We start from the raw sequence: 14721 nt of genomic DNA on the forward strand, positions 1-14721 counted from the left end.
GTGAGGGCCGCCGCCGTCGCGGTCAATCCGCGCCCCGCCCTCTCGGAGCCCTGCGCATGAAACTGCTGTTCGACTTTCTCCCCATCGCGATCTTCTTTGCCGTCTATCATCTGACCGGCGATATCATCACGGCCACCGCCATCCTGATCCCCGCCACCGTGATTCAGCTCGGCGTGGTGTGGTGGCGCCAGCGGCGCATCGAGAAGATGCTGCTGATCACCTCGATCATCGTGATCGCCTCCGCCGGCGCCACCATCGCCTTCCGCGATCCGGCGTTCATCCAGTGGAAGCCGACCGTCATCAACGCCCTGTTCGGCATCGCCTTCCTGTTCTCGCCGCTGTTCGGCGGGCAGACCCTGGCCCAGCGCATGATGGGCAAGGCGGTATCGCTGCCGGCGGCGGTCTGGCGACGGCTCAATCTCGCCTGGGTGCTGTTCTTCTTCGCCATGGCGATTCTCAACGTCTTCGTCTTCACCCACTACGACGAAGCGACCTGGGTCGACTTCAAGCTGTTCGGCATGCTCGGACTGACGCTGCTGTTCGTGATCGGACAGGCGCTCTTCCTGGCACGTCACATGTCCCGCTCAACCCCTGAGGAGCCCTCCTGATGCGCTACGCCATCATCGGTCATGACAACGATTCGAGCCTTTCGCTGCGGCGCGAGGCGCGCCCGGCCCATCTGGCACGCCTGGAAGCGCTGCGCGACGACGGCCGCCTGATCCTGGCCGGCCCCTTCCCCGCCATCGACGGCGAAGATCCGGGCGAGGCCGGCTTCAGCGGCAGCCTGATCGTCGCCGAGTTCGAGTCGCTGGAAGCCGCCCGGGCCTGGGCCGACGCCGACCCTTACGTCGCCGCCGGGGTCTACGCCAAGGTCGAGGTCAAGCCGTTCAAGCACGTCCTGCCCTGAACGATCAGGCGTTATCCACAAGTCCCCGATGTGAGCTTTTTCACAGCTGCTGTGGATAACGTTGTGAAGATCCCGCGGACGCCTTTCGCTGTCCCCGAAACGACGTCCGCTGGCGTGAGTCGATCACTTTTTGATCACCCTGGTGTGGAAACGCGAGACCTTCTATCACATGACCGACGACCGACTCGCCGCCTTCGGCGAGCGCCTGGAGCCCGCGGAACTCGACTGGCGCCAGGATGACGCGCAGCAGGAAGCGCCCTTCTCGACCCGCTACGACGACGTCTACTTCTCGCGTGACAACGGCCGCGAGGAGACACGCTTCGTGTTCCTCGACAACAACGACCTGCCGAGCCGCTTCCGCGCCTGGGACGCCACGCGCGCCTTCGTGATCGGCGAGACCGGCTGCGGCACCGGGCTCAACCTGCTGTGCGCCTGGGAGTGCTTCGAACAGCATGCGCCGGCCACGGCGCGGCTGCACCTGGTCTCCACCGAGAAGCACCCGCTGTCGCGCGAGGCACTCGAGCGGGTGTGGCAGAGCTGGCCGGACTTCGCTTCCCGCGCCCAGGCGCTGATCGCACAGTGGCCACAGCCGGTACCCGGCGTGCACCGCCTGCGCCTGGCGCCGCGGGTGACCCTGGATCTGCACTTCGGCGATGCCGCCACCTGCCTGGCACAGCTCGACGGCCAGGTGGATGCCTGGTTCCTGGATGGCTTCGCCCCGGCCAAGAATCCGGATATGTGGCAGCCGGCGCTGTTCGCCGCGCTGGCCTCGGCCAGCCGCCCGGGGGCCACCTTTGCCACCTTCACCTGCGCCGGTCTGGTACGGCGCGGCCTCGCCGCCGAGGGTTTTCAGTGGCGCAAGGTCCCGGGGTTCGGGCGCAAGCGCGAGATGCTGCGCGGCGAATGGCAGCCGGATCAGCGCCCGATTCCGCACGCCGACTCGCGCGCCGCCACGCCCTGGTTCACGCCGCCACCGCCGCGTCGCGCCGGCCACGTGGCGGTGATCGGTGCCGGGATCGCCGGCACCAGCGTGGCCGAGGCGCTGGCGCGCCGCGGCAGCCGGGTCAGCCTGATCGACCGCGAAGGCATCGCCAGCGGCGCCTCGGGCAACCCCCAGGCGGCGCTCTACGTCAAGCTGGCCGCGGAGAGCAACCGCCAGAGCCGCTTCTACCTGGCCGCCCTGCTCTACGTCCAGCGCTGGCTGGCCACCCTCGACCCCGAGCGCAGCCTGTGGTGCGACAGCGGCCTGCTCGCGCTCGCCAGCGGTGAGCGCGAGCAGCGCCGCCAGCAGCGTTTCCTGGCCAACCACGCCCTGCCCGAGTGCGTGGTCAGCGGCTGCGATGCGGACCGCGCCAGCGCGCTGGCGGGGACGCCGCTGGCGCACGCGGCGCTGGCCTATCCGCTGGCGGGCTGGGTCGACCCGGTGGCGCTCTGCCAACGTCTGGCGGCAACGCCGGGGGTCGAGTTCCAGCGCGCTGCGCTCGACTCACTCGCGCAATGCGACGGGGGCTGGCAGCTCACGCTATCCACCGGGCACCTGCAGGTGGATCAGGTGGTGTTCGCCAGCGGCCACGCCAGCGCAGCCTGGCTCGACGGCCTGCCGCTGCAGCAGGTCCGCGGCCAGATCTCGAGCCTGCAGTGGGCAGCGCCGGGCACGCCGACACAGGTGCTGTGCGGCGAAGGCTATGTGCTGCCGCCCTATGCCGGCAGGCTCACCTTCGGCGCCACCTTCACCCCCAACGACGGCGATACACAGCTGCGCGAGGCCGACCAGCGGCGCAACCTGGAGGAGCTTTCGCGCACCGCCCCGGCGCTGCACGCTACGCTTTGCGCCGATGGCGAGGCGGCGGCCCTGGCCGCACTCGACGGCCGTGCCAGCGTGCGCGCCGCCAGCCCCGACAAGACGCCCTACGCCGGGCCACTGCCGGATAGCGCCGCCTGGCGAGAAACGTACGCCGCACTGGCCAAGGACGCGCGGCAGCGCTTTACCGCCCCCGGGCGTCACCGTCCGGGTCTCTGGGTGAGCACCGCCCATGGCTCGCGCGGGCTGGTCAGCGCGCCGCTGTGCGCCGAGCTGATCGCCTCACGCCTGCATGACGAGCCGCTGCCGCTGGCACGGGAGCTGGTCGATCACCTGCACCCAGGGCGGCGGCTGATCGCCGAGCTGATCCGCCAGGCGTGAGCAGAGACCCGCTCGTGCGAGCACCGTTGTCTATCAACTGGCACGGCCGTTCAGCTGAAACAGCCGGTCATCTGAAGCGGGTATCTGTGGTGATAAAGCAGCCGCTCAGGAGGTCGGCGTACCGCCCAGCCGCCCCAGCGCCTCGGCGTCGAGACAGCGGTAGGTGAAGGAGGGGCGGCCGATATGGCCGTAGTGGAAGGACTCTTCGAGCACGCCCTGATCCACCAGGTGCTTGAGGTATTTGCGCACCGAGACCCGCGACATCCCGGTATCCTCGCTCAGCGCCTCGGTGGTGAAGGTCGCCTCTTGGTGCTCGGCGGCGGCGCGCGCCACCTGCGACAGCGAGTTGAGGGTGAGTCCCTTGGGCAGGTCGCCGGGGCGCTGGGGCGGCGCCACGGCAGCGCCATCGCGGCGGAACAGCGCATCGACGTCGCGCTGATGGGCACGCGCCGGCAGCCCGGCCAGCCGCCGATGGGTATCCAGACAGTGGCTCAGCGCCTCCTGGAAGCGCTGGAACTCGAACGGCTTGACCAGATAGTCGTCGACCCCCAGATGCTTGGCCTCACGCACCGTCTCCATCTCCGAGGCCGCGGTGATCAGGATGATCTGGATATCGCGGGCCTGGCGGCGCAGCTCGCGCACCAGCGCCAGGCCGTTGTGCTCGCGCAGAAAGACATCCAGCAGCAGCAGATCCACCGACTCACGCTGCAGCACGTCCCGCGCAGCGGGCAGATCCTCGCACTGGGCGACCAGGCTGATCCCCTCGATGCGATTGAGAAACTCGACGTTGAGCCGCATGACCATCGGGTCGTCTTCTACCACCAGTACACGCATGCTCATGTCACTCCGTCGGTAATCCAGGATGGGGCCACCGCGTAGGGTAATGTCACCTCGACCAGGGTGCCACGTCCGGGGGTGGAATAGATCGCCAGATGGCCACCGCGGGAATCGATGTGGGCGCGGACCATAGCCAGGCCATAGCCACGCCCCTCGCCCTTGGTCGACACCCCCTGCTCGAGCACCTCGTCGCGCTGGGCCGCGTCCATGCCGCAGCCGCTGTCGGCGACGTGCAGCGACAGCGCCTCGGCATCCAGCCCCAGCGTCAGGGTGACCTGGCGCTCGTCGCGTCCGGCGACCGCTTCGAAGGCGTTCTCCAGCAGATTGCCGATGATCGTCACCAGCAGATGGCACACCTCCTCCTCGGCCGCCGCCGGGATATCGCTCTCCAGCTCCACCTCGAGCTCGATGCGGCGCTCCCGCGCCTCGCTGCCCTTGGCCAGCAGAAAGCCCGCCAGCACCGGATCCTTGACCCCGGAGACGCGCGCCGCAGCGGGGGCGATCAGGGTATCGTCGAGTTCGTGCAGATAGCGCTCCAGACGCCCCAGGTCACGCAGCTGGACCAGCCCCAGGATCACATGCAGGCGGTTCTTGAATTCGTGGGTGGAGGCGCGCAGCGCCTGGGCGTAGCGGCTGACCCCGGTCAGCTCCTCGGCCAGGCGGTTGACCTCGCTACGATCGCGCAGGGTCACCACGCTGCCGCCGCTGCGGGTCTCGTCGATGCGCTCCGCGCCGTTGTCAGCGGCGACCTCGCGCCCGCGGCGGCGAGGCCGAGCCCGCTCCCGGATCTGCACCCGATTGACGATCAGCGCGCGGCCGTTGAGGGTCAGCCGCTGGTTGATCGCCGGGGTGCCGTCGCCGAACAGTTGGGCCAGGGTAGCGGCGGGCACGCCGGTGGCGGGTGCCGCCCCCACCGGGGCCAGCAGCTCACGCGCCGCGGGGTTGATCAGGCTCAGTTCACCGCCGGCGTCGATCGCCAGCACCCCTTCGTGAAGCGACGCCAACAGCGCCTGGCGCTCCTGCACCCACTGCGAGATCTGGTGCGGCTCGAAGCCGAGCAGAATGCGCTTGATGTAGCGCGCCAGCCACCAGGCGCCGAGACCGCCGACGAGCATCAGCAGCAGCGTGCCCAGCAGCACCACCTGACGCTTCTCGGCCAGCAGCAGCCCGACCCGGGAGAGGGTCACGCCGGTGGCCACCGCGCCGATCACCTGGCCGTCGGCGGCGCGCACCGGGGCGAAGCCGCGGATGCTCACCCCGAGCGTACCCTCGGAGCGCGACACATAGGACTCCCCCGCCAGCGCCGGCCCCTCGTCGCCGCCGCGGAAGTGGCGCCCGACCTCGTTGGGGTCGGGGTGGGTGAGACGCAGGTGGTCGCGATCCATCACGGTGATGAAGTCGACCCCCAGGCGCTCGCGCAGGGCTTCGACGTGCCGACGCAGCGCCGAGTCGGCATCGTGGACGATCGGCGTGGCCTCGAGCGCATGGCGGATGTCGCTGCGGTCGGCGAGTGCCGCCGCCAGCCCCATCACCCGCTCACCCTGGGCGCGTTCGAGGTTCTCCTTGAGCTGATAGTCGAACAGCAGAAAAGCCACCCCCAGGGTCAGCACGATCATGCTGGCCACGAGGATGAAGATCTGGGCACTGAGACGCAGTCGTTTCACGAGGGGTATCCGAGGGCGGCACGGGTATGTCGGGGAGCGTGATCCGGCGTCACGGCTCGAGGCTGAAGTTTCAGATCCTGTAGTTTCAGACCCTGTAGCTTTAGACCAAGGGGGTATTCCCCAGTCCGGCACTTTGTGCCAGCACCGCGCCGCTCCCTTTCAATATTTTATTAAGGCTTAGTTAACTTCAGAAAGTTTGGCCGCCGCGGCCTAGCTTCTTATCCTGCCGCCTACCCGCCCGGCAGGGCGCGCAATCCTGGGAGTGAACCATGACCGCAACCGTGACGCAAAACGCTCACGCCGAGTCGGCCCGACCGCGCCACTGGCTGTCGACGCCGATCTTCGGCCTTCCGCTACCGCTGTTCGCCATCGCCGCGCTGGTAATGATCGCCGCCATCGCCACCGATACGATCCCCACCGGCATGATCGGCGCCCTGCTGGTGATGATGATCTTCGGCGAGCTGCTCGGGTTCCTCGGTGACCGCCTGCCGATCATCAAAAGCTATCTCGGCGGTGGCGCGATTCTCGCCATCTTCGGCGCCGCGGCGCTGGTCTACGTCAACTGGCTGCCCGCCGATGTCACCGACAACGTCACCCAGTTCATGAAGAGCGGCGGCTTTCTCAACTTCTACATCGCCGCGCTGATCACCGGCAGCATCCTGGGCATGGACTCCAAGGTGCTGGTCAAAGTCGGTTCGCGCTATGCCCTACCGCTGGTCTGCGCGGTGCTGTTCGCGGCGCTGTTCGCGGTGGCGGTGGGCTGGCTGCTGGGCTTCTCGCCCCAGGACGCGGTGGTGGTGATCACGCTGCCGATCATGGGTGGTGGCATGGGCGCCGGCGCGGTGCCGATGAGCCAGATCTACGAGCAGCTGCTGGGCCAGCCGGCGAGCTACTACATCTCGATCCTGGTGCCGGCGCTGGCGCTGGGCAATGTCTTCGCCATCATCATCGCCGGCCTGCTCAACGGTCTGGCCAACCGGATGCCGAGCCTGACCGGCAACGGCCAGATGATGCCGGGCGTGGAGATCGAAGAGCGCGAGAGCAAGCCCGATCTCTCCAAGCTGGGCATCGGTCTGGTCGCGGCACTGACCTTCTTCGTCGCTGGCGAGATCCTGGGCGACTTCATCCCGCTGCACCCCTACGCGCTGATGATCATCCTGGTCGCCGTGCTCAAGATCGCCAACCTGGTGCCGGAGTCGGTCAACGAAGCCGCCTCGCAGTGGTTCAAGTTCGTCGCCAAGAACTGGACCTTCGCCCTGCTGTTCGGTATCGGCATCGCCTACACCGATCTCGGCCAGGTCATCGACGCGATCTCGGTCACCTATGTGCTGATCGTCTTCGCGGTGGTCGCCGGTGCGGCCTTCGGCGCTGGGCTGGTGGGCAAGCTGGTCGGCTTCTACCCGATCGAGTCGGCCATCACCGCCGGCCTGTGCATGGCCAACATGGGCGGCACCGGCGACGTTGCCGTGCTCTCCGCGGCCAAGCGCATGCAGCTGATGCCGTTCGCGCAGATCTCTTCGCGCCTCGGCGGGGCGCTGATTCTGCTGATCTCGAGCATCGTGGTGCCGCTGTTCTTCACCTGACTCGTTGAACAGCCCGCCCAACGACAACGGCGCCTGCGGGCGCCGTTGTCGTTTGTGGCTTTCATTCACGCGCCGGGCGGCTACCAGTCGCCCTCCTCCTCGTCATCGGCCACCGCGCGGCCGAAGCTCTGCCACTGGGCCAGCGTCATCACCTCGGTCGACTCGGTCTGCAGATCGTGAACAATCAGCAGCTCGCCGCGTTCGAGCTGGCGCCGGAGTTCGCGCACCCAGTCGTGCATGTCGCTGGCGACATCGGTGGTGTCGTAGCCCTGACGGGTAACGAAGGTCTCGAGCAGCGCGTCCAGCGTCTCCGCCGGCAGCATGCGGTGGGGGACTTCGACAAAGCGGCTCATTCGCCCCCCTCCCACTCGGTCAGGCGCTGGATGAAGGTGGTCTCGTCGATCACCTCGACGCCGAGCTGCATGGCCTTCTCCAGCTTGCTGCCGGCCGCTTCGCCGGCGACCACCGCGGTGGTCTTCTTGGAGACGGAGCCTGCGACCTTGGCCCCCAGCGCCTGCAGGCGCGCCTTGCCGTCATCGCGGGTCATGCTCTCCAGACTGCCGGTGAGCACCCAGGTCTGCCCCGCCAGCGGCTGTGGACGCTCGCCGATCTCTTCTTCGTCCCAGGTCACGCCGACGGCGATCAGATCGTCCAGCGTCTGCTGGTTATGGGGCTGACGGAAGAAGGTGTGCACGTGGTGGGCCACCACCGGGCCGACGTCGGCGACCGCTTCGAGGGCTTCCAGCTCGGCGTGGCGCAGCGCCTCCAGACTGCCGAAATGGCGCGCCAGATTGGCCGCCGTGGTCTCGCCCACCTCGCGGATGCCGATGGCATAGATGAAGCGCGCAAGCGTCGTCTGCTTGGCCGTCTCCAGGGCGTTGACCAAGTTGTTGGCGGACTTCTCCGCCAGCCGCGGCAGCTCGGCGAGACGCGCGGCTTCGAGTCGAAACAGATCGGCGGGGGTCTCGACCCACTCACGCTCGACCAGCAGGTCGATCAGCTTCTCGCCCAGACCGTCGATATCCAGCGCGCGGCGGCTGGCGAAGTGCTTGAGCGCCTCCTTGCGCTGGGCCGGGCAGTAGAGCCCACCGGCGCAGCGCGCATCGACCTCGCCGTCGAGCTTCTCGACCCTCGAGCCGCACACCGGGCAGTTCTCCGGCAGCACGATCTCGCGACCATCCGTCGGACGCCGCTCACGCACCACTTCGACCACCTTGGGGATCACATCGCCGGCGCGATAGATCCTCACGCTATCGCCGATACGCAGATCCAGCCGCGCGATCTGATCCATGTTGTGCAGGGTGGCGTTGGAGACGGTGACCCCGGCCACCTGCACCGGTTCGAGCTTGGCCACCGGGGTCAGCTTGCCGGTGCGCCCGACCTGGAACTCGACGTCGAGCAGCCGCGTCACCTGCTCCTGGGCGGGGTACTTGAAGGCGATCGCCCAGCGCGGTGCGCGCGAGACGAAGCCCAGCACGTTGTGATCGCTCAGCGCATCGAGCTTGATCACCGCGCCGTCGATATCGTAGTCGAGCGACTCGCGCTTCTCGCCCAGCCGGCGGCAGAAGTCGACCACGCCATCGATCCCCTCCACCACCGCCAGTTCGGGGTTGGTCGGCAGCCCCCAGTCGCGCAGCAGCGCCATGCGCCCGGAGTGGGTGACGGCCAGTTCGGCCTCACTCTCGATCCGCGCCACCTGATAGGCGCAGAACTCCAGCGGGCGCTGGTCGGTGATCGCGGGATCGAGCTGGCGCAGGCTGCCGGCGGCGGCGTTGCGCGGGTTGGCGAAGACCTTGTCACCGTTCTCCAGGGCGCGGGCGTTGAGCGCCTCGAACCCGGAGTGGCGCATGTAGACTTCGCCACGCACCTCGAGCAGTGAAGGCCAATGCTTGCCGCGTAGCTTGAGCGGGATCGAGCGCAGGGTACGCAGGTTGTTGGTGATCTCCTCGCCGGTGCGCCCATCGCCACGGGTCGCGCCGTAGCGCAGGTAGCCATTTTCATAGACCAGCGATACCGCCAGGCCGTCGAGCTTGGGCTCGCAGCAGAACACCAGTGACGAGGCGTCGCGCTCCAACCCCTTGGCCACTCGCTTGCCGAACGCCAGCAGCTCCTCTTCGTCGAGGGCATTGTCGAGCGACAGCATCGGCACCACGTGCTCGATTTCGGGAAAGCCGCTGTCGGGCTTGACGCCGACTCGCTGGGTCGGCGAATCGGGGGTGGCAAGTTCGGGGTACTCGGCTTCCAGCGCCTGCAGCTCGCGCAGGCGCTGGTCGTACTCGGCATCGGTGAGCTGCGGCGCGTCTTCGACGTAGTAGTGGTAGTTGGCGTCTTCGAGCTGCTGACGCAGGGTCGCGGCGCGCTCCTGCGCCGCTTGGGGGGTCTGGCTCATGGCGTCCGGTTCGATCGCTGACAGGGTGGGAGCATTGTAGCGGAAGGCGGCGGACAGGCCGAACGCCGCGCGATGCCAACGCAGCACGCAGCGGCCAAACGACGACGGGGCCCGAAGGCCCCGTCATCGATACCGATACCGCGTTCGGCGTCAGGCCATGTCAGTTGGCCTGATAGCGGTGCAGCCGGTGGCGACGTTCGAACTCCTGCACCCGCTGGCGGGCGAATTCGATCGTCTGCGCGGTCATCACGCTGTGGTTCTCGTCCTTGAGCTCGCCGCCCAGATGGCGCACCAGCACCATCGCGGTCTCGAGCATCGCCTCGAACGCCGCGGCGGTGTCGTTGGCGCCGGGCAGCGGCATCAGGAAGGTGACCCCCGGGGTGACGATCTCGTCCATCTTGTCGAGATCGAACACGCCCGGCTTGAGCACGTTGACCATCGAGAACTGCAGCTCGCTGTCGCTCGCCTCGGTCTCGTAGCGGTGGAAGATGCCCATCTCGCTGAAACGCAGGCCGCAGGCCAGCATCAGGTTGAGCAGCGTGGTGCCGTCGAAGCCCTCTTCGGTGCGCGCCAGCACACTGATGACGATGACTTCCTCGGCATTCGACAGCGTTTCACGGGCCCGCGCAGCGCTGACGTGATGGCGCTTAGCGCGCTCCACCGCAGGATGCGTGGTGACCACATCACGCCGCGGCGCGTCATCCTGGGTGGCTCGATCGAACGCTGCCTGGTCGAAGGTCGACGCATCGGCCGCACCACGCATCTCGGCTTCCTCGGCGACGCTAGCCGGCGCTTCAGTCACCGCCGGCATCTCGCCGGCCGGCGTCAGCGCGGTGATCTGCAGACGCGACTCTTCCAACCGCGACGCGTCGGCGGTGACGCGGGCTTCGGCGGTTTCGGCGCGCGCGTCGACCCCAGCCTCGGCGGCGGACAGGCGCGGCTCTTCGTGCGCCCGCTCCTGCGTCCGAGCGGCGGCGGCCTCGTCGCGTTTCTGACCCAGGCGATGGGCGGAGTCGCTGACCCGCTTGGCGCCGGCCTTCATCGCGCTCTTGACGTTCTCCTGCATATCGGCGAACGACGTACGCGACTTGTAGCGGCCGAACACGCCGCCCTTGATCTGGTCGTCGGGAATCCGCTCCTGACGCTTGGGTTCGGCCGGGCGGATGGGTTCGGCGCCATCACTGCTGCGCTCGAACGTCGCCGGCCGGACGACACGTGCCCCTCCATTGGGCAATTCCCAGTTGATCTCGGCCGCACGGGCCTCCTCTTCCGGATCCACGCTGGATCCGGCGTCGCTTCCGCTGGATTCCATCGCCTGGTCAAGGCGCGGAACACGACGTTGGCGCTGTAGACGACGGAAGCCATCGATCACGATGGTCGCCACCAAAACCAGCCCCAGGATGATCAGCCACTCTCTTAGTTCCATGGGTCGTCTTGCCTGTTCGCGGTGCCACTATGCGGGTAGAGGACAACATGCCTGCGGCATGTGGGTCCTAGCATAGCGTGATTTTCCTAAAATGGGCGACTTTTTTTCATTGTCAAGTAAAGTTTTTGCCCGCCAGCAACCGCCCTTCAATTCTCCCTAATGCTCGACATCCTATTACGCCGATAGCCGCTTTGGCTATTTCGGGCAAGCTCAGGACGCCTCTGCCATCGACGCCGCCTCGTCGACCCCGACAGCGACCAGGCGTGAGACACCTGGCTCCTGCATGGTCACCCCCATCAATCGTTCGGCGGCCTCCATGGCAATCTTGTTGTGGGTGATGAAGATGAACTGCACGCTCTCTGACATCTCCTTCACCAGTTTCGCATAGCGCCCCACATTGGCATCGTCCAGCGGCGCGTCGACTTCGTCGAGCATGCAAAAAGGCGCCGGATTGAGCTGGAAGATGGCAAACACCAGCGACAGTGCGGTCAGCGCCTTTTCGCCGCCGGAGAGCAGATGAATGGTGCTGTTTTTCTTGCCCGGGGGGCGCGCCATGATAGCCACCCCGGTCTCCAGCAAATCCTCCCCGGTCAGGGTCAACCATGCGGCCCCGCCGCCGAAGACTCGGGGGAAAAGCGCCATCAGGCCCTGATTGACTTGCTCGAAAGTCTGCTTGAAACGGGTTCGGGTCTCCTGATCGATACGCCGGATCGCCCGCTCCAGGGTCTCGATCGCCTCGCTGAGTTCGGCGTGCTGGGCCTCGAGGTAGTCGCGGCGCTCGGCCTGCTGGTCGTACTCCTCGATCGCCGCCAGGTTGATCGCGCCCAGGCGGCGGATGCGCTCGCCGGTCTCCTCGAGCCGGGTCTGCCACGCCGACTCGGTGGCGTTGGGGTCCAGCGCGGCGCCCAGGGCGTCGACGTCGTGCTGCTGCTCGGCGAGCTGCTCGGCCTGGGCATCGGCCTTCAGCGCCAGCGCCTGGAGCTGCATGCGACCCTCCTGCAGGCGCGTGCGCAGCCCTTCCAGATCGCGCTCGTGCTGCTGACGCTCGAGCTCGCTCTGGCGCAGCATCTCGCCGAGCTGGTTGGCGCGGTCACGACACTGGTTGAGGGCACTCTCCTGCTGGCTGCGCTGCTCTAGCAGCTCGGCCAGGCGCATCTGCTGGTCGTCATCGGGCTGGTTGAGGCGCTCACGCTCGGCCGCCAGCCCCGCACAGCGCTCTTCCAGCGCGGCCAGTTGGGTGCGGCTGCGCTGCGCCTGCTGCGCCAGTTCACCGCGCTGGGTCTCGAGACGCTGGCGCTCCAGCGCCAGTTGCTGCTGGCGCTGCCCCGCCTGCTGCTGCTGGCGACGCAGCTCGGCCAGGCGCTCCCGCGCCTGCTGGCGGGTGGCGTCGATGGCGGCACGCTGCCCGGACCCCGCCTCGACCTCGGCCAGTGCCTGCTGCCAGCGCTCGCGGGTCTCTTCCAGCATCTCGCGGGTCTCTTCCAGACGCGCCTGACGCGCTTCGCTCTCGGCGGCGAGTTCGGCGGCCCGCGCGCTACTGTGCTCGAGCCGGCTCTCCAGCGTGGCCAGACGCGTGGCCTGCTGCTGGCGCTCACGGGAGAGGTCGAGCTCCGCCTGGCGCAGCGCTTCCAGCCCGCGCTCGCTCTCCTCGATCGCCGCCTCGCCCGCCTCGAGGCTCTCCGCCAGCGCCACCAGGCGCTGGTCGATCTCCGCCACCTGCAGTGCCAGCGCCTCGCGCCGCTGACGCTGCAGCAGCACGCTGTCGCCCTGGGCGTCCTGCTCGCCCAGCCGGCGCACCCAGCCATGGCCGAGCCACAGCCCGTCGGCTGTGATCACGCTCTCGCCGGGGGTGAGCGCGGCCTGTGCGGCCCAGGCGCTGGCGTGATCGTCGACGCAGCGCACGGCCCCGAGCAGGGCGCCCAACGCCGCGCTGCCGCGGGCCTTGGCGGCGAGCGAATCCGCCGGCGCCGGCGCGGCCGCCCCCTCCGGGGCGACCAGCGGCAGCTCGCCGCTGGCCAACTGCTCCAGCACTTCTCGCGCCGGGGTCAGATCGGTGACCCGCGCCTTGAGCCAGGGCGCCAGCACCCAGCTCACGCAGCGCTCCCAGCCCGGCTCCACCTCGAGGCACTCGGCAAGCCGGGGGGCAGTGTCCAGCGCGTGCGCTGCCAGCTGCTCGGTCAGAGCGCTGTCGTCATCCGCCAGCGCGGCTTCGATCAGCGCCTCCAGCGAGGCGATCTCGCCCTGGGCGCGGTGGTGGCGCTCGCGCAGGGCATCGCGCTCGCGCTGGGCCGCGGCGAGCGTCTCACGCGCCTGCTCACGCTCCTCCTGGCGCGCTTCACGCCGGATCGTCAGGGTCTCCTGGCGCTCGTCGAGGATCGCCAGCGCCGCCTGCAGTTCGTCCCGCTGGGCCTCCAGCGCGCTGACATCGGGCAGCGCCGCACGCTGCTGCTGGCGGCGCTCGATCTCCGCCACCAGCTCCTCGCTCTGGCGTTCCAGGCGCTGGATCGCCTCCTGCTCGCGCTCGGCGCGGTGGCGGCTGTCGCCGGCCTGCTGCTCGATGCGCTCCCACTCGGTCTGGTGCGCCTCGGCCTCGGCTTCGGCCTCTTCCAGGCTCTGCGCCAGCGTCAGCAGCGTCTCGTCGGCCAGTTCCGCCTCCGGTGCCAGCGCTTCGAGTCGTTCGGCCAGGGCCTCGCCGCGGGCGTCGTCCTCGCCCGCCAGCGCCGCCAGCGATTCGCGCTCGCGGCGGGCGGCGTCGAGATCGGCGGCGAGCTGCTGGTCGCGCTGACGCACGTGTTCGAGCGACTGCTCCAGCCGCGCGATGTCGGCCCCGGTCTGGTAGAAGGCAGCCTGGTGCTGCTCCAGCTCGGCGGCGATCTCGTCATGCTGCTCACGCCCCTCGACCAGACGGGTCTCGCACTGGCGCAGGCCGAGCACCTCGCGCTCCACCTGGGTCTCGTACTCGGCGACCCGCGCCGCCTCCTCGCGCTGCTGGCTGCGCAGCGCGCGCTCGCGCAGCAGCGCCAGCTCGCCGCGCAGGCGATGCTCTTCTTCTTTCAGGGTGCGGTAGCGGCGCGCGGCATCGGCCTGACGCTTGAGCCGTTCGAGCTGCTTGTCGAGCTCCTCGCGAATGTCGTCGAGACGCTCGATGTTCTCCTGGGTCCGCCGCAGGCGGTTCTCGGTTTCGCGTCGGCGCTCCTTGTACTTGGAGATACCGGCCGCTTCTTCGAGAGTGGTGCGCAGCTCTTCCGGACGCGCCTCGACCAGGCGCGAGATCATGCCCTGGCCGATGATGGCGTAGGAGCGCGGACCCAGGCCGGTGCCCAGGAAGATATCGGCGATATCGCGGCGGCGGCACTTCTGGCCGTTGAGGAAGTAGCTCGACTGGGCGTCGCGGGTGACCTGGCGCTTGACCGCGATCTCGGCGTAGTCGGCATAGGCGCCGCCGAGGCTGCCGTCGCGGTTGTCGAAGAGCAGTTCGATGGAGGCCTGGCCCACCGGCGAACGGCCGCTGGAGCCGTTGAAGATGACGTCGGTCATCGACTCACCGCGCAGGGTCTTGGCCGAGGACTCCCCCATGACCCAGCGCACCGCATCGATGACATTGGACTTGCCGCAGCCGTTGGGGCCGACGATCGCGGTCATGTTGCCGTCGAACGGTACCGTGACCGGATCGACGAACGATTTGAAACCCGCCAGTTTGATCGACTTGAGGCGCATGCCGACTGCACGACTC

The 14721-nt window shown here is 68.4% G+C and carries 10 protein-coding genes; 4 read left to right on the forward strand and 6 right to left on the reverse strand.

Annotation, left to right across the window (positions count from 1 at the left end):
• Positions 1-56: 56 nt before the first annotated feature.
• The 3 genes from ABV408_RS15335 to mnmC all read left to right on the forward strand — a co-directional run bounded on the left by ABV408_RS15335 (position 57) and on the right by mnmC (position 3089).
• Positions 57-608 carry a septation protein A gene (locus ABV408_RS15335; protein ID WP_106419506.1) on the forward strand — a complete coding sequence of 184 codons (552 nt, stop codon included), beginning with the start codon at positions 57-59 and terminating at the stop codon, positions 606-608.
• A complete protein-coding gene (locus ABV408_RS15340; protein WP_353979763.1) occupies positions 608-907 on the forward strand; it encodes a YciI family protein in 300 nt (99 codons plus the stop codon). Before ABV408_RS15335 ends, ABV408_RS15340 begins: the two co-directional genes overlap by 1 nt.
• Before the next feature lie 169 nt (positions 908-1076).
• Entirely contained in the window at positions 1077-3089 is a 2013-nt protein-coding gene (gene mnmC, locus ABV408_RS15345) for a bifunctional tRNA (5-methylaminomethyl-2-thiouridine)(34)-methyltransferase MnmD/FAD-dependent 5-carboxymethylaminomethyl-2-thiouridine(34) oxidoreductase MnmC (protein ID WP_353979764.1), read from the forward strand.
• A gap of 105 nt (positions 3090-3194) precedes the next feature.
• Here mnmC and ABV408_RS15350 read toward each other — a convergent pair whose 3' ends face one another.
• A complete protein-coding gene (locus tag ABV408_RS15350) occupies positions 3195-3929 on the reverse strand; it encodes a response regulator (RefSeq protein WP_353979765.1) in 735 nt (244 codons plus the stop codon).
• Complete coding sequence (locus ABV408_RS15355; RefSeq protein ID WP_353979766.1) at positions 3926-5590, reverse strand: ATP-binding protein; 1665 nt, start codon at positions 5588-5590, stop codon at positions 3926-3928. Before ABV408_RS15355 ends, ABV408_RS15350 begins: the two co-directional genes overlap by 4 nt.
• Before the next feature lie 269 nt (positions 5591-5859).
• Between ABV408_RS15355 and ABV408_RS15360 the strand changes: the two genes are divergently transcribed.
• Positions 5860-7173 carry a 2-hydroxycarboxylate transporter family protein gene (locus tag ABV408_RS15360; RefSeq protein WP_353979767.1) on the forward strand — a complete coding sequence of 438 codons (1314 nt, stop codon included), beginning with the start codon at positions 5860-5862 and terminating at the stop codon, positions 7171-7173.
• Between the two features lie 80 nt (positions 7174-7253).
• On the opposite strand, the gene ABV408_RS15365 is transcribed toward ABV408_RS15360, so the two are convergent.
• The 4 genes from ABV408_RS15365 to smc all read right to left on the reverse strand — a co-directional run bounded on the left by ABV408_RS15365 (position 7254) and on the right by smc (position 14705).
• On the reverse strand, positions 7254-7526 hold the full coding sequence (locus ABV408_RS15365; RefSeq protein WP_035476976.1) for a YheU family protein: 273 nt from the start codon (positions 7524-7526) through the stop codon (positions 7254-7256).
• Positions 7523-9562, reverse strand: coding sequence for an NAD-dependent DNA ligase LigA (ligA, locus tag ABV408_RS15370; RefSeq protein WP_353979768.1), 2040 nt, complete (start codon positions 9560-9562; stop codon positions 7523-7525). Before ligA ends, ABV408_RS15365 begins: the two co-directional genes overlap by 4 nt.
• A 160-nt stretch (positions 9563-9722) precedes the next feature.
• Positions 9723-10988: a cell division protein ZipA gene (gene zipA, locus ABV408_RS15375; RefSeq protein ID WP_353979769.1), complete on the reverse strand. Its 1266-nt coding sequence runs from the start codon at positions 10986-10988 to the stop codon at positions 9723-9725.
• A gap of 210 nt (positions 10989-11198) precedes the next feature.
• Positions 11199-14705 carry a chromosome segregation protein SMC gene (gene smc / locus ABV408_RS15380; protein ID WP_353979770.1) on the reverse strand — a complete coding sequence of 1169 codons (3507 nt, stop codon included), beginning with the start codon at positions 14703-14705 and terminating at the stop codon, positions 11199-11201.
• Positions 14706-14721 lie beyond the last annotated feature (16 nt).

Source organism: Salinicola endophyticus (assembly GCF_040536835.1).
Classification (GTDB): Bacteria; Pseudomonadota; Gammaproteobacteria; order Pseudomonadales; family Halomonadaceae; genus Salinicola; species Salinicola endophyticus_A.